This window comes from Paenibacillus chungangensis (genome assembly GCF_042675905.1).
In the GTDB taxonomy this organism is placed as follows: domain Bacteria; phylum Bacillota; class Bacilli; order Paenibacillales; family Paenibacillaceae; genus Pristimantibacillus; species Pristimantibacillus chungangensis.
Map to the genome: position 1 here is coordinate 26,523 of NZ_JBHTJZ010000070.1, position 19,520 is coordinate 46,042.

The window sequence follows — 19,520 nt, forward strand, 5'->3', positions numbered from 1 at the left end:
GAAATGGAGGGCAGGCGACCTATGTTCAGGAAAACCTGGTTTTATCGTTTGTTACTGTCCTATATGCCGATCATCATTATCATCATCTCGTTCTTGTTCTTCGTCTTCTTCCAGATGCTAAGCGAGCAGCAGCGGAAGGAAGCGATAGCGGCGAACAAGATGCTGTCGGAGCAGGCGATCAGACTGGTTGATACACAGCTGAAAGCGATCGATCAGATGATCATGATGGAGACGATCAACAATGCCGCACTGAACGCCTTCTTCAATGCGCAGCCGAACGATGACATCTACGTTAATATACATGCGGATAAGCAGTTGGAAAGAATGATGAACTATTATACGTTAATTGACTCCATCTATCTGGTCCGCTTCAACGACCGATTCGTCTTGAGCAACTCCACAACTAGCGGAATGGATGCGTATCCGGATGCCGACTTCATCAAGCGCCATATGGATATTACCTCCAGGCAGTGGACGGGCGTCCGGGCGTTCATGGAGTTCCCGATAATTGGGGATAAGCAAGTAATCAGCCTGGTCCGGGGCGTTCCCTTCCTGTCCGGGGAGAAGGGCATGATTGTCGTCAATATCGATGTGAAGGGGATCGCATCGCTAGCGAGTGGGCTCTACGATTCGGAGACGAGCTTCATCAGGATCGTGGATGGGAACGGCGTAGCCTTAAAGGAGGGTGCTCCCGCCGATTCAATCAACGCCAGAACGTTCTCCAGCTATACGTCCGGCTATACGGGATGGGCCTATGAGAGCGGGCTTATGCAAGGACAATTCGTTCAGTTGATCTCTTCGTTATATAACGTATGGTTTATTATCGGCCTTGTGATGATCGGCTTGGCGCTGCTGGGGGTCATCTTCGTCACCCGCCGCAACTCCAGACCGCTGGAACAGATCGTCAGCCGCATCCGCAGCTATACGCAGCCGTCCGAGAGCCTCAATGCGAAGGAGAAGGGACGTATTGAGGAATTCTCCGTCATCGAGTCGGCGTTCGATCATCTCATCGGGGAATTCAAGCATTACGAACAGAAGCATAAGGAAGACTTGCTGCTGCGCCGCAATTACTTGTTCCAGCAGTTGGTGTCGGAAGGTGATGCGAAAGCGATGGAGCGATGGGCGCGCGAAGCGGAAGACATGCTGCTGCCCGCTCCGGCAGAGACGCAGTTGCTGCTTGTTGCGGAAGTGGATCAGATTGCTGTGTTCTGCGAGCGCTTCTCGCCGCGCGATCAGAGCTTGCTGAAGTTTGCGCTGAGGCACATTATGGAGGAGATCGCGCTCGCTGAAGGGAAGAAGATGTGGTGCGAATGGGTGACGCCTTCCTGCCTTGGTGTAATCATTGTCGATGCGGGACAGGAGGGCGAGACGGATATCCTCTCGATGATGGACAACGTCAGGCAGTGGACGATGCATCACTTGAAGTTCACGATTACGATTGGCGTCGGAGAGCTGGCACGGCGCAGAGAAGATATCCCCCGTTCATTCCGGAAAGCGCAGGAAGCGTTGAACTATAAAATTGCGCTGGGTGAAAACCGGATCATAACGTGGGAATCGATCGTCAATCAGGAGCAGGTGGAAGTATATGCGCATCTGCATGCGATCCGTTCCATCGTGCAGTCGTTCCGTATGCTGGATGACTGGAAGAGCAAGCATGATGAGTTGTTCCATGAGCTGAAGCAAGGTCTGTTGACGAAGGACGAAGTCCGCCATCTGATGAGCTATCTGATATATAGCCTGGGCAGGGAGATGGCTTCCATTAGCCCGGCGGCGGAGGAGCTGTGGGAAAGTGACGGACTGTCGCAGCTTGGCGATTGCATGGAGAACGGGCAATCCGTCACTCAGATCGGCGGGCAATCGGGCGTCATTCTGCAGCAGCTGTCCGATAAGCTCGGCGATCTGCAAGCGGGCAATCAGCATGCGGACACGGTTCGGAGCATTCGCCATTACTTGAAGGAAGCATACAGCAATCCGCTCTTGTCGCTCGATCATCTGGGAGAAGTGTATGGTCTCAGTCCGAAATATTTGAGCAAGTTGTTCAAGGAGGAGACAGGTCAGAAGTTCGTGGATTTCCTCATTGACATTCGGATGAAGGAAGCGGAGCAACTGCTGCTGGAGACGAATATGACCGTTCAGGAAGCAGCCGAAGGGGTAGGCTATACGAGCGCGATCTCGTTCAGCAGGGTGTTCAAGAAGATGAAGGGGCTAACGCCAAGCGAATTCCGCGAGCAGGAAGCCAGGAAGAGCATTAGTTGAAAATAGTTGGGCATGAGAAATCGGTTTGTACCGCAACGTGAACGGCTTCGGGCTTCGTCCGGGGCTGTTTTTGTTTGCTCTGCCACACATTTAAGAAAACGGTTTCATTCACGATTATTGTTACTTGTTCGGGCGCTGCTCTGCACATAGAATGGCAATAGACAAGCGACGAAATGGAGGGGAAGGGATGTTGCAGTACCATTACATGAAGATGAGAAGACATTGGCAGTTGTATCTTGTCGTTCTCCTTCCGATGACGTATCTCATTATATTCAAGTACATTCCGATGGCGGGCATTGTTCTTGCATTTAAAGAGTACAACGTCATCCAGGGCATTTGGGGCAGCCCTTGGGCAGGCATGAAGTATTTCAATCAGTTTTTCGAATCGCCCAATTTCTGGCTTTACATTAAAAATACGCTGGGCATTAGCTTGTACGGATTGCTGGTGGGCTTTCCCGCCCCGATCATTCTGGCATTGGCGCTCAACGAAGTCGGCAACGGCTTGTTTAAAAAGTCGGTCCAAATGGTCGCCTATGCGCCGTATTTTATTTCTACGGTCATTATGGTCTCCATCCTGATCGTGACGTTGTCGCCCAATGTGGGCATCATCAGTAAGTTTTTCGCTTGGCTGGGCGTGGAGAATACCAACTTTATGGGCATTCCGGGACTGTTCAAGAGCATTTATGTATGGTCGGACGTCTGGCAATTCACCGGCTACGGAGCGATCATCTATATTGCGGCGCTCGCCGGAGTCAATCCGGAACTCTACGAGTCCGCCAAGGTAGACGGTGCGTCCCGTCTGCAGAAAATTTGGAGTATCGATATTCCCAGTCTCATTCCAGTGTCGGTCATTTTGCTTATTTTGAATTTGGGCAACTTGATGAGGCTGGGCTTTGAGAAAATCTACTTGATGCAAAATCCGTTGAACCTGAGCACCTCGGAGGTCATCTCCACTTATGTGTACAAGGTGGGTCTGCTCAATTCCAGCTTCAGCTTCTCGACCGCCATTGGACTGTTCAATTCTGTCATTAATTTAATCCTGCTTATTCTGGTCAATTACATTGCCAGACGATTGTCCAATACCAGCTTGTGGTAAAAACCATATCGTCAAGGGAAGGAGAATGGTAAGATGTTCCGACGTAACGCAATTCGAGAATCCAGTAGCGACCGTCTATTTCTATTGGGAGTGTATGCCTTTCTAGCAATTGTACTAGTTGTTGTACTATTTCCACTTCTTTATATTCTCAGCTCGTCCTTCAGTTCGCCGCAAGCCGTCATATCCGGCAAGGTGTGGCTGTTCCCCGTCGATGTGACGCTGGCGGGCTACACGGCGATCTTCAATAATCCGCAAATTATGGTCGGCTACATGAACTCACTCATCTACACGGTATCCGGCACGCTCATTAATGTGGTGATGACCGTCATGCTGGCTTATCCGCTGGCACGCCGGACGTTCCACGGACGCGGCATCATCATGGTTATCCTCGTCATTACGATGATGTTCGAGGGGGGGCTCATTCCTTATTACTTGCTGGTGAAAAATCTGCATCTGCTAGATACCCGCTGGGCAATGATTCTGCCGGGGGCGCTCGCTGTCTTCCAGGTTATCGTAGCGCGTACCTTCTTCCAGACGACGATACCCGATGAGCTGTCCGAGGCCGCCTCGCTGGATGGATGCAGCGATCTCCGCTTCATTTTCAGCGTTGTGCTTCCGCTGTCCAAGCCCATTCTCGCGGTCATGACGCTCATGTACGCCGTCGGTCATTGGAACGCCTATTTCGATGCGCTCATCTTCCTGAAGAGTGCGGAGCTGTTCCCGCTTCAGATCGTGCTTCGCAATATTCTTATTCTGAACACGATCGACCCAACGATGATGATGAATGCCGATCGGATGCTGGCGCAACAAGGACTCAAGGATTTGCTGAAGTATTCGCTTATTGTCGTAGCGAGCGCACCGGTCTTAATGATCTATCCGTTCGTCCAGCGCCACTTCGTCAAAGGGGTTATGATCGGCAGTCTGAAGGGGTAGGAGAGGGGCATAGCCGATTGATTCTTTGAAGGGGGTGAGTTGTTTCCGTATTTGCTTCAAGGATGGTCAGATACAAGGTCGGTATTGAAAAAAAAGGGAGGATTCGACGAAATGAAAAAGAAGAACCGGATCATGACTAGCGTGATGGCCGCATGGCTCATTATGGCTCTAGTACTCGGCGCATGCAGTTCAAGCAATAACAATAACGGTGCAGGCAAGCAAAACGGCCAGAATGTACAGAGCGGACCGGACAATATGTCTGACACTTCCAAGGACGAACTGTTCACTCCAGTGGGCGAGTATCCCATCGTGAATGAGAAAATGACCATTAAAATGTTCGCGCCTCAGCTCGCCAGCATCGAAAATATGGAGACGAACACGTTCACCAAAATGCTGGAAGAGAAAACAAACATCCATATCGATTGGGAGCTTGTGCCCGAGAATTCCTTGAACGACCGGAAGCAGCTTATGCTTGCCAGCGGCGACTATCCGGAGGTGATCCTGCACGGCAATCTGACGAAAGAAGAGCAGATGAAATTCGGCAAGCAAGGTGTCTTCATCCCGCTTAACGATCTAATCGATCAGTATATGCCGAACTTCAAGCAAGCGATGGAGGACTTGCCTTATCTGAAGAGCTCCATCACTGCGCCGGACGGAAACATCTATGCACTTCCGCAGATCAATGAATGCTATCATTGCAATTTTGCCCAAAAGCTATGGATCAATCAGGCTTGGCTTGACAAGCTGGGACTGAACATGCCGACTACGACAGATGAATTCTATGAAGTGCTGAAGGCGTTCAAGGAAGGCGACCCTAATGGCAACGGAAAGGCCGATGAAATTCCATTAACAGGCTCAGATGATATGTGGGCGGGCAATATCGCTGCATTCCTGATGAACAGCTTCATTATTGACGATCATTCCGCGAAAGAAAGCGGCACGCTGCTGCGCGTCGTTGATGGCGAAGTGGAACTGGTTGCGGATAAGGAGGAGTGGAAGCAAGGACTGCTCTACTTGAACAAGCTGTACGAGGAGGGACTGATCGATCCCGCATCGTTCACGCAGAACGCCGATGCGATTAACCAGCTGGGCAATCGGGAGCCGGATAATGTCATGGGCGCGATTACAACGGCGCTGATCAGTTATGCGATTAGCCCGGACGACGATCATCCGCGTCATAGGGATTATGTGACGGTTCCACCGCTGAAGGGGCCAAGCGGCGTTCAGCAGGCGAGCTACTTCGGAGGCGTCGGCAATTCGCAGATGGCCATTACGAATAAAGCGACGAAGGAGCAACAGATTGCGGCTGTCCGACTGGCGGACTACTTGTACACCGAAGAAGCGATCGTCCAGCAGGAGCGTGGCGTGGAAGGCGTCAATTGGCGCAAGGCGGAATCCGGCGAGCTGGATATGAACGGGGATCAGGCCAAGTATTACCTCATTCCGCAAGAGGAAGTAAAGCCGACGCATAACGACGGCTGGGAGCAGATCGGGCCGTCGCTGCGCACCTATCAATACCGCGATTCCTGGGTAGCGCTGCAGGACCCGCTGGCTGAAGGCGCCTACGAGGTGCGGTTGAAGCGGGAATCTGCCAAGTATGAGCCGTATCAATCCGAGGAGATGTATCCGACCGGCGTATTCATTCCACTGGAGGAGGCGGAGATCGCGGCACAGCTTCGTACCACGATCCGGGATTATGCCACGTCTAACATGGCGCAGTTTATTACCGGCAGCAAGGATATTGAGAAGGAATGGACGAATTATGTAAAGGGCTTCGACGGTCTTCAAGTGGATAAATACAAGGAAATTTATCAGAAAGGACTGTCGGGTTCAAACTAAGCAACTGGAGAGGGTGTCCATATGTTGAATACCAGCGTAGTGAAACCGACGGCCAGACAACTGGCTTTTCAGGACTGGGAATTTGGATTGTTCGTGCATTTCGGTCTTAGAACGTTCTATGAAGGCTATGCGGACTTCGATGAGCGGCCGATGTCGCCCGAAGCGTTCCGGCCGGACGGGTTGGACTGCGAGCAGTGGATTCGCACGGCGAAGGAAGCGGGCATGCAATACGCAGTATTGACGGCGAAGCATCACGACGGCTTCTCTAACTGGCCGACGGCATACAGCAGCTTCAGCGTTACGGCATCGCCATGGAAGGAGGGCAAGGGGGATGTCGTGGGCGAATTCGTGGCCGCTTGCCGCCAACATGGTGTAAAGCCTGGCTTGTATTATTCCCCCTTCGACGGCTCAGCGGACTTCTATGCCGCTGACGCGAAGGCTTATGACGATTACTTCGTCAACCAGATTACTGAACTGCTGACGGGCTATGGCGATATTGATATCCTGTGGTTCGACGGCTGCGGCTCGGAAGGACATCAGTATGATTGGCCGAGAATTATAAGGGAGATCAGGCGCATGCAGCCGAACATCCTTATCTTCAATATGGGCGATCCTGACTTCCGCTGGGTGGGGAACGAAGACGGTATCGCGCCGGTTCCTTGCTGGAATGTGGTGGATTCGACGGACTTCTCTATTCTGACGGATGAGAAGGAGAAGCTTGAGGGTCCATTATGGCTGCCTGCGGAATGCGATGTGCAGATGCGTTCGAACTGGTTCTACAGCGATAGCGACGAGCACACGCTCAAGAGCAAGGATGAGCTGGTAGGACTGTACTATCAGTCGGTGGGACGCGGCTGTAATCTGCTGCTCAACATCGGGCCAGACCGCGAAGGGCTACTGCCGGCTCCCGACGTGGAGCGGCTGAAGGAGCTGGGCGAGGAGATTAAGCAGCGCTTCGGTCACCCCCTCGCCACCCTGGAGCAATGCGAGCGCAGCGGGAATCAGTGGATATACCGCACAGATACGGCGCATCTGCTGGATCACATAGTGGTGCAGGAAGATTTGACAGAGGGCGAGTGCATCCGTTCCTTCAAGATTACAATTATTACGAGCAAGTCGCATCGAGCGGAGACGGTGTACGAAGGACGCAATATCGGACATAAATCGATCATTCGGCTGCCGACAGTCAAGGTGCGGGGCGTCATATTGGAAGTAACGGAAGCTGACAGAGAGCCTACGATCTCTTCACTATCATTCCATTATGCCGGGAAATAGCTTCTTATAGCATGCATAGTGATCGCACCGGCGATGGACAGTCGTTCGCAGTTATCCACAGATGGAGGGAAAGCTAATGGCGGAAGCGCAGCAGGCGCAACAAGAACAAGAAGACGTTCAGGAAGGCGTCCATTCCTTCAGCAGCGAGAAAGAGTGGATCAAGCCTGACAACGAGCAGATAGTGGAGCGGCTGGAATGGTTCAAGGATCAGAAGCTTGCCCTGATGATGCATTGGGGACCTTATTCCCAACTGGGCATCGTCGAGTCTTGGGCGCTTAGCGACGAGGATGCGGAATGGTCGCGTAATGGCATCGATTGGGAGGTAGACGGAGAACAGTTCAAGCGGCAATATTTCGGCTTGAACGAGACGTTCAATCCCGTTCGCTTCCAGCCGGAACGATGGGCGGAGCTTGCCGCAGACAACGGGTTCAAGTACCTGATCTTTACGACCAAGCATCATGACGGCTTCTGCATGTGGGATACGAAGACAACGGACTATCGTATAACTGATGAGAAGGTGCCGTTCCATCACCATCCGAAGGCGGATATATGCAGACATCTATTCGACGCTTTCCGGGAAAAGGGGCTGCCGATCGCGGCCTACTTCTCCAAGGCGGACTGGCATACGCCCCATTACTGGGCTCCCGGGATGGAACGAAGCAAGACGACCTGGCGGGGACCATCCTACGATCCGCAGCAGCATCCGGAGCTATGGGAGCGATTCGTGCAATTCACCCATGCGCAGCTCGAGGAATTACTGACGCAGTATGGCCGTATCGACATTCTGTGGCTGGATGCCGGCTGGGTAAGGGCGGGACGCTTGGGACAGGATATCCGATTAGGTGAGGCCGTAGAGCGGGCCCGCCAATCGGGACAGCCATGGCTGCTCTCGGCAGACCGGACGGTAGGCGGTCCGTACGAGAATTATGTGACGCCGGAGCAGACGATACCGAAGCATCCCATGAGCATTCCATGGGAGAGCTGCATAACGATGGGAACTTCTTTCTCCTTCCGGTATGAGGACGAATATAAGCCGCTGCGTCAATTGGTTCATATGCTGGTAGAGGTGGTGGCCAAGGGAGGCAATCTGGCGTTGAATGTCGGTCCTCAGCCAGACGGACGACTGCCGGAAGGGGCCATCCGGAGGATGAAGGAGCTTGGAGCCTGGCTGAAGGTATATGGCGAATCGATCTACGGCACGCGCATATGCGCCCCGTATTATACCGGTGAATGGGCATTTACTTGCAAAGGCTCTTATGTGTACGGCTTCCATCTGTATCCTTCTGAAGATGCCGTCTTAACGGAGTGGGTGGAACTTCCTTATGAGGAAGAAGTGGGTGAAGTTGTGCTGCTGGGTGAGACTCCAGTGACGTTGGAATGGAAGAGAGAAGAGAAGGGAATTGCCGTCAGATTGCCGGAGTCCCAGTTGCAAGGACCGGCGCCCGTTGCTCAAGTATATCGCCTGTCGCATGGAACATAACCGATGGGGGAACGCTAACGCTCATATACGTTAGCAGGAGGGATGACGGTGTGGCCAATCGAGGATTAGGCACAGCGCTGGCCGCTGTCGGCATTGCGCAATTGCTCAAGATACCGTGTCATTACAAGCAGTCGGGAGAATGGAAGCCTAGCAAGCTCGTCGGCTCCGGCGGTATGCCAAGCTCGCATTCCAGCGGAGTGACAGCGCTAGCCGTCTACACCGCGATGAAGCATGGCGTCAGGACGCCGGAGTTCGCCATCGCATCCATGCTGGGAATCGTCGTCATGTACGATGCGATGAATATTCGCAGACATGCGGGAGAGATCGCGATCCAGGTGAACGATCTGGATGCAGATGTGGAGCAGCTTGCCGGCCATCATCCCGGCGTCTATCACAAGCGTCGAAGCGAAAAGTTGAAGGAATCGCTGGGCCACCAGCCAAGAGAAGTTGCCGCAGGCGCGCTGCTGGGCGCCGTCATCGGCGCAGTCGGGGCGATCTCCTCGCGATAGCGAGCTGTTCAATGGACTGTCATGTCGCATACTGGGCAGATCCATTAGTCACCATCAATTCCAGTTCCAAGGAAGTCCCGCCGGTCAGGAACATACGCCGGCGGGATTTTTACGTGGTTTATCCTGATCTTACGATTTGAGTCTTCTTTGACACGCCTAATTAAATTGTATACAATTTAATTAGGTCATATCTATTTTGGAGGAGGTAATGAAGGATGTCTCAGAAGTCCATCTACGAGATAGAAGTGAAGTCCATACAAGGGGAGTCAGGTACGCTGGCCCCCTATAAAGGCAAAGTTATGCTGATCGTTAATACAGCGACAGGATGCGGGTTCGCACCGCAGTTTAAAGGACTGCAGAAGCTGCACGACGCGTATCGGGAGCAGGGGTTTGCTGTGCTTGGTTTTCCATGTTCGCAATTCGCCAATCAGGAGAAAAGCGTAGACAGCGAAATAGCACAGGCTTGCGAGATTAACTTCGGCGTGTCTTTTCCGTTGTTTTCTAAAGTTAATGTGAAGGGCAGGGAAGCGCATCCGTTATTCCAGCTGTTGACGGAGGAAGCGAGGGGCGTGCTGGGATCGAAATCGGTCAAGTGGAACTTTACCAAGTTCCTGGTAGACCGGCAAGGCAACATTGTCAAGCGATTCGGTCCAGCAGACGAGCCTGCTAAAATTGAGGACGACATTATAAGACTGCTCCAGATGCCATCACCAACCTGATCGTACGAATAGTCGTCACTACTTAAGTACTATAGCAAGTAGGAGCTATCGCTCAAAACGGTCACATAGCTTCGCAAAGCGTGCTTGCCCCCGCCCAATAAGCCTCACATCGCGGGGGCTTTTTACGATGCAAACGGCAGAGCGAAAGACAACGGCTTCATAAACAAAATGTAGTTGCTGGATAAGGGCAATAGCGGTAATATTAAACAATCATCTTATCCGGAAAGTAGGGAAAGCCATGTCGTTTGTAACTCGTCTCCGATGGTTTTTCAAGGAAAGGTGGCTCAGTTATACGATAGCGATCAGCCTGATGGCCACCGTCAGCTTGCTGTCAACCTTGCCGCCCAGACTTATCGGGAATACGATCAACCGGATCGATAACGGAGAATTGACGTTCCAGGCCTTGTCCGAGACAGCGCTGCTGCTCATCGGGCTGGCGCTCCTATCCTATATTTTCATCTACATATGGATTACCACACTGTTCGGCAATTCCGTCCTCATCGAGAAGCTGCTGCGCGGGCGGCTATTGGTCCATCTCACCAGAATGAAACCTACCTTCTTCCAACGCAATAGTACAGGGCAATTAATGGCGCTTGCTACCAATGACGTGCCGGCAATCGGACAAACCGCGGGATACGGCGTTATGACACTCGTTAATACTATCGTAGGCGCTTCCGTCGTTATAACGATGATGATCTTGTTCGTGAGCTATAAGCTCATGCTCGCGGCATTAATTCCGCTGCCTCTGCTCGCCTTCGCGATCAGCAAGCTTGGTCGGCAGATGCGGATCAGATTCATGGCGGCCCAAGCGGCGTTCGGCCGAATGAACGATCATGCGCTGGAGTCTATATCCGGTATTCGGGTTATTCGCTCCTATGTGCAGGAGAAGGAGGATCTGAGAGCCTTCGATGATGTAACAAGCGAGGTCATGAACAAGAATAAGCAGGTGGCGCTGGTCAATGCCATGTTCCATCCGCTCATATCCGTCATTGTCGGCGTGAGTTATGCAATCAGCATCGGTTACGGATCCTCAATGGTGCTGGATGGGGAGATTATGCTGGGACAGTTGATTACGTTCAACATATATCTCGGTATGTTGATCTGGCCGATGATCTCCTTCGGCGAGTTCATCAACGTGCTGCAGCGCGGCAGTGCTTCGGCCGACCGGCTGGACGGCGCATTCCAGCAGCAGCCCGATGTGAAGGAACCGGATCAACCGGTTCAGATAGAACTGCCGATGTCTATCGAATTGCAATTCTACAGCTTCACATATCCCGGTGCAGACTCACCCAGCTTGAGGAATGTCAGCTTGCGCATGGAACGGGGCGAGACATTGGGAGTCGTGGGGAAGACAGGCAGCGGCAAGAGCACATTGCTGAAGCAACTGCTACGCCAATATCCAGCAGAGCCTTCCTCGCTATATGTGTCTGGCGTCCCGATTGAGAAGCTGTCGCTGGATGCGCTCCGTTCCTGGATCACATATGTGCCTCAGGAACATATGCTGCTGTCGAAGTCTATACGCGATAATATAGCGCTGGGCAAGCCGGATGCCTCGGAAGAAGAAGTGAAGCATGCGATAGAGATGGCCTCCTTCACGACGGATATAGCATCCATGCCTAATGGACTGGATACGGTTATCGGCGAGAACGGGGTTATGCTGTCCGGCGGCCAGAAGCAACGATTGGCCATCGCCAGAGCGCTGCTGATGAATGCCGAGATATTGCTGCTTGACGATTCCTTGTCCGCGGTAGACGCGCGAACGGAGACGCGCATACTGGGACATATGCGCAGTGAGCGCATGGGGAAGACTACGCTCATCACGACTCATCGCTTGTCTGCGGTAAGCCATGCGAACCATATTATCGTGCTGGATGACGGAGCTATCGTGGAACAAGGAACACACGAGGTGCTAATGAAGCGAGGCGGCTGGTACAAGCAGCAGTGGGATCGGCAGCAGATGGAGGCCAGTCTGGAAGAATAGGAGGCGGCATCGTGCAAGAGAATAGCGGATCGAATGGAACAGTGCGGCGGTTGGTGCGCTATGCGCTGCAATACAAATACAGACTAGTAACCGCCTTGACAATACTGTGCTGCGCGGTGGGGGCCGAGCTGTCCGGACCTCTCATCGTCAAGACAATTATTGACAACTACTTGACGGAACCCGGTGCCGCAATAGCCCCGGTACTTCGTCTTCTTGGCCTATACTTGGGATTGCTGCTCATAGGCGGAGTGCTGCATTATGTGCAAGCTTACATGCTGCAGTCAACCGCTCTGCAGATTATCAAGAATATGAGGATGGATCTGATGCGCCATATTCAGCGCATACCGTTACGATTCTTCGACAATACGCCTATCGGCGCTATCGTCTCCCGCATTGCGAACGATACGGAGGCGGTCCGCGATCTGTTCATGAGCTTTATGGCCACGTTCGTCGTAAGCTTCGTTCAGATCGTGGGCATCTACGTGGCGCTGTTCATTCTGGACATGAAGCTGGCGTTGCTCTGTCTGCTGCTTCCACCGTTGTTCGTCCTGATCATCAGGGTGCATCTGAAGTACTCCAAGCGGTATATTACGATCATGCGCGCCCGATTAAGCGATATGAATGCGATGATCAACGAGACGATCAACGTCATGCCAATCATACAGGCTTTCCGGCGGGAGCGTCGTACCGAAGAGGAATTCGAGCAGCTGAATGAGGACAGGTACAGGAATCAGGTCAAGCAGTTCCGCGTATTCTCCTTGTCCTCCCGCAACATTGTCGGCATGATCGGCGCTTTGGTGACGGCAGGCGTGCTCTGGTATTTCGGCAATGAGGCGCTGCAAGGGGTCATCCAGTTCGGGGTACTGTATGCATTCATCGATTATCTAGGGCGCTTGTTCCAACCTATCATCGGGTTCTTCGATCAGATCACGAATGCGCAGCGGGCATACGTATCTGCAGAGAAAGTATTCGGCATATTGGATGAGCCGGGTGTCGAAGTAGAGGATGAGCCTAAGCGGACGCGGCCGAGAGGCGATGTCAGCTTCCGCGACGTGACCTTCTCCTATAAGCAGGGGGAACCCGTCTTAAAGGGTATTACATTCGATGTTCAACGGGGCGAGACGATTGCATTGGTCGGTCATACCGGTTCAGGGAAAAGCTCTATCATGAATCTTCTACTGGGTTTCTACAAGCCGGACAGCGGAACGATCAGCGTAGACGGGAGAGATATTTCCGTAATGTCCGAGCAGGAGTTGCGCTCCTCCATGGGAATCGTGCTGCAAGATCCTTTCCTGTTCGCTGGAGATATCGCCTTTAATGTCCGTCTCCATAATGAGTCCATTACGATGGATCGGGTGAAGGAGACGCTTCAGAAGGTGGGCGCCTCTTCATTCGTGGAGAAGTTGCCAGGCGGCTACAAGGAGCCTGTCGTAGAGCGGGGAAGTACATTGTCGGCGGGACAACGCCAGCTCATCTCCTTCGCCAGGGCGCTTGCGTTCGATCCGGCCATTCTTATATTGGATGAAGCGACGGCAAGCATCGACAGCGAGACGGAAGGATTAATCCAGCGCGCCTTGGGAGTCGTCAGCGAAGGAAGAACGACACTCGTCATCGCTCACCGGCTGTCCACGATTCGGGATGCGGATCATATACTGGTCTTGCATAAAGGTGAAATTGTGGAGAGAGGCAATCACGAGACACTTATGGCACACAAGGGACGTTACTATAAAATGTACCGGCTGCAGAGAGGAGAAGCGACAGCTTCTTCGACAGCATAAGAAGGAGAGGGGATTGGCGCGAGCGGATACAGGGCTTCGTGCGAAATCCCCTTTTTTTGAAGAGAATCGATTTGCAGGGCAGCGGTTACATATAATAGAATAACTTAGTAGAATTTTGAGGTTTCGGAGGTGGCCCCGTTTGGCCGAAAATGTCAATGTGAACGTCAATGAGAAGAAAGAGCATAAAAAGCTGTCCAAGCTAGAAGTTTTGAAACGGATTATTTTTATTACTATCGGGTCGATATTGATGGGCGTCGCGCTGGAGCTGTTCCTCGTGCCGTTCGAAATCATCGACGGAGGCATAGCGGGCATCGCTATCATGCTGGCTTATTTGACGCCTCTTCCGCTCAGTGTGTATCTGTTCATCCTCAACTTGCCTTTCCTCATCCTCGGCTACAAGCAGCTAGGGAAGACGTTCGCCATCTCGACGCTGTACGGCATCGCCGTCATGTCGGTAACGACTGCGGCGCTGCACCATGTGGCAGCATTCCCGGAAGACAAGCTGCTTGCGGTCCTGTTCGGTGGATTGATCCTGGGCGTCGGCGTGGGGTTGGTCATTCGCTACGGCGGTTCGCTCGACGGCATCGAGATCGTATCGATTCTGATCTCCAAGAAGCTTCGAGTGGCCGTAGGTCAGATCATCATGGTGTTCAACGTAGTCATCTACATGATATCCGGATTCGTATTCGCGGATTGGACCACGGCTATGTACTCCATGTTCACCTATTATATCGTTATCAAGGTTATTGATATTGTCGTGGAGGGCCTCGATGAGTCTAAGTCTGTGACGATCATCTCCAAAGAGTTCGAAGAGATCTCCCAGACGATCATGGACCGGCTGGGCCGCGGCACGACCCTGTTGCAGGCGCGCGGCGGCTACAGTGGCGACGAGACGCAAGTGATCTATTGCGTGGTGTCTCGTCTGGAGTTAGCGAAGCTCAAAGGTATCGTTCAATCCATTGATGCAGACGCCTTCATCGCAGTGGAGCATGTATCCGATGTGATGGGCGGCAACTTCAGTAAGAAGAGCATTCACTGAGGATGCGCCAGCGGCTGCTGTTCCTTCACGAATAACAAGCAGATCAGGGCAAGCGCCATCCCGGCTGCTGCGGCGTAGAAGAGTATGCCGTAATCGAAAAAGTCAATCAGGACTCCCATTAAGGGAGGCGAGGCAACCGCAGCTAACGATGAAGCGATATAATAGATGCCTGTTCTCGTTCCGATGCTGCTGTCCTTGCCGAGTGCAACAATGAACGGATAGGAATTAATGTTGATGCAAGCCCAGAACACGCCGCCGATGAGCAGCATTATGCGCAAGCCGAGCAGAGAATCGACAATAGAGATGGAGGCGAAAATAACCGTCAGGCCGATGACGCCAGCCATGATGACGCGCTTCTTTCTTAATCGCTTTCCAAGCAGGCCGCTCGGAATCGCGCCGATGACGAAGGCCAATGAGAAGAATGCAAGCGAGAATGCGGCTTGATCGTCCGTTAACCCAAGCTTCTTCGTCCCGTACAGCGTGAATAAGGCTTCCACTCCTTGGTAGGAAAAAAACCAGAAAAAAATAGCGCCCAAAAGCAGCATAGTCGGCACTGTCCATTCCGCCTTAAAGGATGACTTCTCGACATCGCTATCGTCTGGCTGTACAAGAGGAAGCGCGTCACGCCGCTCTTTAATAAAGTAAAGCAGCATGATCAGGCAGATGATCGTAATAATAGAAGACGCGAGAAACGGAATAGAGCTGTGCTGTTTATACAGGTATGAACCTCCCGCAAACGCCAGAATCGAGCCTACGCCGCCCATGAAGTTGATAACGCCGTTCGCTTCGGTTCGTCGCTCCGGTCGCGTCATGTCCGGCATTAGCGCAACGGTGGGAGAACGGTACAGGCTCATCGACAAGTTCATAAGAATCATAAAGGTAATGAGTGTAAGCAGCCCTGTATGCCAAGGGATAAGCGCGCCGAATAAGGCTGCCAGCGGCATGCCCACAAGCAGGAAGGGCATGCGCTTACCGAAACGTGTGCGCATGCGGTCGCTTCGTCGGCCGATGATCGGCTGGAGGAACATGGCGAAGTAGTTATCAATCGTCATCAGGAATCCGATAGTCGCGGCATGGGCAACGAAGTTGTCCAGGAATAACGGTACGAAGGCATTATACAGCGCCCACGTAATACTGATGCTGAAGAAACCAAGACCAAGCAGCCATGTTTTTTTCACCTTAGCGAGCTCCTCTCTCCTGAATCAAATTCACCAGCTTGTCGGGATAATCCGTAATGATCCCGGATACTCCACACGCAAGCATACGCTCCATCTCTGCTTCATCATTCACGGTAAAGGGATGATAATGTACGCCGTCCTCGCGCGCCTCATTCACCCATTCTGGAAGAACAGCATAGCGGTAAGCGTGCAGCGCGTCCGCACCGATCGCAGCGGCGTACTTCCACGGTTCATATATGCCTTCCATATACAGAACGCCGGTTCGAATGTCGGGAGCAAGCTCCTTGCACAGCACCAAGGAATAATGGTTGAAGCTGGAGATCACAATTCTGTCGCTCATGCCATGCTTTCTGACGGCATCTATGACCTGCTGCTCCATTCCTTCATAAGGAATGACGGTGTTTTTCAACTCCAGATTAATCATCGTATCCGTGCTTTTCGTCAACGCCAGCAAGTCTTCCAGCAATGGAATGCGTTCTCCGGCGAACTCGGCATCCTTTCCATACCAGCTGCCCGCATCCAGCTTATTCATCTCTTCGTAAGTGATATCCTTTACAAGTGCTGCATGCCCCGCAGTTCGCTTCAAGCTTTCATCATGAATAAGCACAAGCTTCCCGTCCGCTGTTCGTTGTACATCCGTCTCGATGCCGGTGGCTCCAAGCTCCAGTGCCCGGCGGAAGGCCGCCATCGTATTTTCCGGGCAATACCCGCTGGCTCCGCGGTGTGCGAATATAATTGGCGTTGTTGTAGTCATGTGATTCTTCCTCTCCATTCGTATTGTCAAGTAACATTATAACAGCCATATGTATGCGCTATATTAAAGTTAACTGGATCGTATCATAATAAAAAAGAGATGGGTAGACATATTTGAGGGGACAAAGCGCTTTACATACCCTAAGGGGGTATGATAAGATGAGAAAAAGCGAAATAATACCCCTTAGAGGTATATTGCATAACTTGACGAGAGGAGGAAAGGATATGACGACAGAAGTATTGCGTGTAGAAGGCATGAGCTGTGGGCATTGCGTTAAATCCATCCAGCAAGCATTGGCTGACATTGGCGTCAATGGAGATGTTGATCTGGCGGGCAAAAAAGTAAAGGTCGAATACGACAGCTCCAAGCAAACGTTGAAGGCCATTAAGGAAGCAATCGAGGAGCAAGGCTACGATATTGCATAAAGCCGTGTAAGTATGGCTAGCAATTGGACAGGGCTGCACCACGGCAACTTCAGTTGTCATGGGCAGCCCTTATTGACGCCTCATGCCGAGGCCATATATTTAATCACATCGCCGTAATAGATACAACGGAGAACGGCAATATCCCCTACTAAGATCTAACAACTTCCAAAACAACGAAAGCCCTACCTCTCTTTCGTCCTTGCGGCTCCGAAGACCGCGCCAGTGTGAATGGGAATCAATCAGCTAGTACGCAATAGTTGAAACATAGAAAAAAAGCTAGAGGGTGTCATTCGAATTTCACTGGGGATATCTGAGGATTAAATACATATAAATCTAATCATATCACTTCTTCACAAGAGACGCAATAGTGAATGACTTTCTCTTTATTGGAAACGATAAGGGGGAGGAGGGAAAGCTATGCCGGACTGGCTTGAAATTGTGCTTCGTACATTGACGGCAATCGTTGTACTGTTCGTAATGACTAAGCTATTGGGCAAGCGTCAAATATCGGAGCTGTCCTTGTTCGAATATATAACAGGCATTTCAATAGGTAATATTGCAGGATACGTGTCGCTGGATATCGATAATCTATGGTACTTGGGACTTGTCTCCCTGATCGTATGGGTCGGGGTGGCTGTCGGGATTGAATGGTGGACGGTGAAGAGCAAGAAGGCGAGCAATATAATTGAGGGCAAGGGTACGGTGTTAATTCGTGATGGACAGTTGCAGAAAGACATGATGAAAAAAGAACGATTGTCCATGGATGAGTTGCTGTCTCAATTGCGTGGTAAGGATGTATATCGGGTAGCGGATGTGGAGTTCGCTGTTATGGAAGCCAGCGGTGAAATCAATGTGATGCTGAAGAAGCAGTATCAGCCCCTTACGCCGGACATGTTAGGGTGGAATGTGCCCGATGAACGGGAATCGCAGACCCTTATTATGGACGGACAAATACTGGACGAAGCAGTGCGGCACAGCGGGAAAAATAACGATTGGCTAAAAAGGCAACTGAAACGCTATAAATTAAAGCCAGAGGATGTCTATGTGGCGCAGCTTGAAGCGGATGACAGCATGATATTCCACCTGCATGACGGACGAATACTGCCAAGCGAGAGCGGAACGAAGCCAGCTGATCGCATTCAGAGCTTGACTCGTCAGCTGGAATCTGAATTACGAAGACTGGAGAAATTCTCAAGGAATGAGAGCGACAGGCGCTTGTATCAGCACGCGATCGATACACTGCAATCCGGCATAGCCAAGCTCTCATCGACTTCCGGGAACAAATAAATCGAGAAAAAAAGAAGGTGCCCATTACAATGGCTAATAGGCACCTCTTCTCTCGTGTTGATAAACCTTTTGCAAAATTCCTTCTTTTATAATAGAAGAAATACGATAATTCGGTGTGAACGTATCGCTAATTCAAATGCTCAGGCCTTCTCGGATTAGGCTCGGCAGGCTGGGAGATGGCTTCCGGTCGAACAGCTCCTCCGTCGAAGTGAAATTGCACTACAGTATTGAATTGCTGTACCCATGGTAGCAGGGAGCGACCTGCCCAGGCTTCCTTGGCGAATTCATTGAAATAATTGACTAGCTCCATATTGGCGGATATATGCACTTCTTGTACGGAAGGCACATATTCTCTGATGCGCGAAGCGATCGTCTGCTTCAGTTCAGGGGACAGATTGTTATGGTCTTCGACAGTGAAATAAGAGTTATAGGGCGACACGACTCGCCGCGGATTGCCGAAGGGACTGCCATTATCTGCATTGTATACGCCGTCTGTTGTGCCAGTATTGTTCTGCTCTTCTGTCCCTCGCTTATTCGTCGTACCGACAGCGGTCCAATCCAACAGGATGGCCACGTAGGCATTCTTGTCCGTTAGCATCACGATCGAGCCAGCAATGCCGTTTAAAGCATTCACTCTACGCGACAACATCGAGCTGTATTCGAAGAAGCCGTTGTGATGTTGATCCGGATTACCTGTATTCGGACCATATGCTTTCGCTCCCATCATTTTTGGATCGCCCGGCTGCCTGCTTCCGTAATCGGTATCGCTTTGCTGAGCCAATTGCTCGTAATTGCAGCCCGCAGGAACGGAGAGCAAGAGGACGGCAGCCAGCCATGCGGTCGTCCAGCGTCTTAACATCGTGCATCAACCTCCATTTAGAATGGATAAGGATAGTTTCTGTATAACGAGATGAAATATACGCTGACCGAGTATACATAATTGTCCATGGTTTTGGTGCACAATGTAGGGA

The 19,520-nt window shown here is 51.7% G+C and carries 16 protein-coding genes; 13 read left to right on the plus strand and 3 right to left on the minus strand.

The features are described from left to right. Nucleotides 1-21: 21 nt before the first annotated feature. The 11 genes from ACFQ2I_RS22000 (at nt 22) to ACFQ2I_RS22050 (ending at nt 14,905) form a co-directional block, all read left to right on the plus strand. Nucleotides 22-2,256: a helix-turn-helix domain-containing protein gene (locus ACFQ2I_RS22000; RefSeq protein WP_377568122.1), complete on the plus strand. Its 2,235-nt coding sequence runs from the start codon at nt 22-24 to the stop codon at nt 2,254-2,256. 187 nt (nt 2,257-2,443) lie between these two features. Beyond that, nucleotides 2,444-3,352: an ABC transporter permease gene (locus tag ACFQ2I_RS22005; protein WP_377568124.1), complete on the plus strand. Its 909-nt coding sequence runs from the start codon at nt 2,444-2,446 to the stop codon at nt 3,350-3,352. Between the two features lie 33 nt (nt 3,353-3,385). Continuing rightward, nucleotides 3,386-4,285, plus strand: coding sequence for a carbohydrate ABC transporter permease (locus ACFQ2I_RS22010; RefSeq protein ID WP_377568126.1), 900 nt, complete (start codon nt 3,386-3,388; stop codon nt 4,283-4,285). A 111-nt stretch (nt 4,286-4,396) separates the two neighbouring features. After that, a complete protein-coding gene (locus ACFQ2I_RS22015) occupies nt 4,397-6,124 on the plus strand; it encodes an ABC transporter substrate-binding protein (RefSeq protein WP_377568128.1) in 1,728 nt (575 codons plus the stop codon). A gap of 21 nt (nt 6,125-6,145) precedes the next feature. Further along, on the plus strand, nt 6,146-7,399 hold the full coding sequence (locus tag ACFQ2I_RS22020; RefSeq protein ID WP_377568130.1) for an alpha-L-fucosidase: 1,254 nt from the start codon (nt 6,146-6,148) through the stop codon (nt 7,397-7,399). A 76-nt stretch (nt 7,400-7,475) separates the two neighbouring features. Further along, complete coding sequence (locus ACFQ2I_RS22025; protein ID WP_377568132.1) at nt 7,476-8,879, plus strand: alpha-L-fucosidase; 1,404 nt, start codon at nt 7,476-7,478, stop codon at nt 8,877-8,879. A 50-nt stretch (nt 8,880-8,929) separates the two neighbouring features. After that, on the plus strand, nt 8,930-9,388 hold the full coding sequence (locus tag ACFQ2I_RS22030; protein ID WP_377568134.1) for a divergent PAP2 family protein: 459 nt from the start codon (nt 8,930-8,932) through the stop codon (nt 9,386-9,388). 215 nt (nt 9,389-9,603) lie between these two features. After that, nucleotides 9,604-10,107: a glutathione peroxidase gene (locus ACFQ2I_RS22035; RefSeq protein WP_377568136.1), complete on the plus strand. Its 504-nt coding sequence runs from the start codon at nt 9,604-9,606 to the stop codon at nt 10,105-10,107. A 238-nt stretch (nt 10,108-10,345) separates the two neighbouring features. Beyond that, nucleotides 10,346-12,088 (plus strand): ABC transporter ATP-binding protein, encoded by a 1,743-nt coding sequence (locus ACFQ2I_RS22040; protein ID WP_377568138.1) that lies wholly within the window; start codon nt 10,346-10,348, stop codon nt 12,086-12,088. 11 nt (nt 12,089-12,099) lie between these two features. Then, nucleotides 12,100-13,866, plus strand: coding sequence for an ABC transporter ATP-binding protein (locus tag ACFQ2I_RS22045; protein WP_377568141.1), 1,767 nt, complete (start codon nt 12,100-12,102; stop codon nt 13,864-13,866). Between the two features lie 139 nt (nt 13,867-14,005). Then, entirely contained in the window at nt 14,006-14,905 is a 900-nt protein-coding gene (locus ACFQ2I_RS22050) for a YitT family protein (RefSeq protein ID WP_377568143.1), read from the plus strand. On the opposite strand, the gene ACFQ2I_RS22055 is transcribed toward ACFQ2I_RS22050, so the two are convergent. Both ACFQ2I_RS22055 and ACFQ2I_RS22060 read right to left on the minus strand, forming a co-directional pair. Continuing rightward, the gene (locus ACFQ2I_RS22055; RefSeq protein WP_377568145.1) at nt 14,899-16,083 is read right to left on the minus strand and encodes an SLC45 family MFS transporter; all 1,185 of its coding nucleotides are present in this window, start codon (nt 16,081-16,083) and stop codon (nt 14,899-14,901) included. The two genes, ACFQ2I_RS22050 and ACFQ2I_RS22055, sit on opposite strands and share 7 nt — an antisense overlap. A gap of 1 nt (nt 16,084) precedes the next feature. After that, nucleotides 16,085-16,837 carry a glycerophosphodiester phosphodiesterase gene (locus ACFQ2I_RS22060; RefSeq protein ID WP_377568147.1) on the minus strand — a complete coding sequence of 251 codons (753 nt, stop codon included), beginning with the start codon at nt 16,835-16,837 and terminating at the stop codon, nt 16,085-16,087. Between the two features lie 224 nt (nt 16,838-17,061). Between ACFQ2I_RS22060 and ACFQ2I_RS22065 the strand changes: the two genes are divergently transcribed. Both ACFQ2I_RS22065 and ACFQ2I_RS22070 read left to right on the plus strand, forming a co-directional pair. Continuing rightward, nucleotides 17,062-17,262, plus strand: coding sequence for a cation transporter (locus tag ACFQ2I_RS22065; RefSeq protein WP_377568149.1), 201 nt, complete (start codon nt 17,062-17,064; stop codon nt 17,260-17,262). Nucleotides 17,263-17,679: 417 nt separating this feature from the next. Next, a complete protein-coding gene (locus ACFQ2I_RS22070) occupies nt 17,680-18,549 on the plus strand; it encodes a DUF421 domain-containing protein (RefSeq protein ID WP_377568151.1) in 870 nt (289 codons plus the stop codon). Nucleotides 18,550-18,676: 127 nt separating this feature from the next. Here ACFQ2I_RS22070 and ACFQ2I_RS22075 read toward each other — a convergent pair whose 3' ends face one another. Further along, on the minus strand, nt 18,677-19,408 hold the full coding sequence (locus ACFQ2I_RS22075) for a hypothetical protein (protein WP_377568153.1): 732 nt from the start codon (nt 19,406-19,408) through the stop codon (nt 18,677-18,679). Between the last annotated feature and the right edge of the window lie 112 nt (nt 19,409-19,520).

Coding starts and splice junctions, on each gene's coding strand:
- ACFQ2I_RS22000 (WP_377568122.1), top strand. CDS start 22: ATGTTCAGGAAAACCTGGTTTTATCGTTTGTTACTGTCCTATATGCCG.
- ACFQ2I_RS22005 (WP_377568124.1), top strand. CDS start 2,444: ATGTTGCAGTACCATTACATGAAGATGAGAAGACATTGGCAGTTGTAT.
- ACFQ2I_RS22010 (WP_377568126.1), top strand. CDS start 3,386: ATGTTCCGACGTAACGCAATTCGAGAATCCAGTAGCGACCGTCTATTT.
- ACFQ2I_RS22015 (WP_377568128.1), top strand. CDS start 4,397: ATGAAAAAGAAGAACCGGATCATGACTAGCGTGATGGCCGCATGGCTC.
- ACFQ2I_RS22020 (WP_377568130.1), top strand. CDS start 6,146: ATGTTGAATACCAGCGTAGTGAAACCGACGGCCAGACAACTGGCTTTT.
- ACFQ2I_RS22025 (WP_377568132.1), top strand. CDS start 7,476: ATGGCGGAAGCGCAGCAGGCGCAACAAGAACAAGAAGACGTTCAGGAA.
- ACFQ2I_RS22035 (WP_377568136.1), top strand. CDS start 9,604: ATGTCTCAGAAGTCCATCTACGAGATAGAAGTGAAGTCCATACAAGGG.
- ACFQ2I_RS22040 (WP_377568138.1), top strand. CDS start 10,346: ATGTCGTTTGTAACTCGTCTCCGATGGTTTTTCAAGGAAAGGTGGCTC.
- ACFQ2I_RS22060 (WP_377568147.1), bottom strand. CDS start 16,837: ATGACTACAACAACGCCAATTATATTCGCACACCGCGGAGCCAGCGGG.
- ACFQ2I_RS22065 (WP_377568149.1), top strand. CDS start 17,062: ATGACGACAGAAGTATTGCGTGTAGAAGGCATGAGCTGTGGGCATTGC.
- ACFQ2I_RS22070 (WP_377568151.1), top strand. CDS start 17,680: ATGCCGGACTGGCTTGAAATTGTGCTTCGTACATTGACGGCAATCGTT.
- ACFQ2I_RS22075 (WP_377568153.1), bottom strand. CDS start 19,408: ATGTTAAGACGCTGGACGACCGCATGGCTGGCTGCCGTCCTCTTGCTC.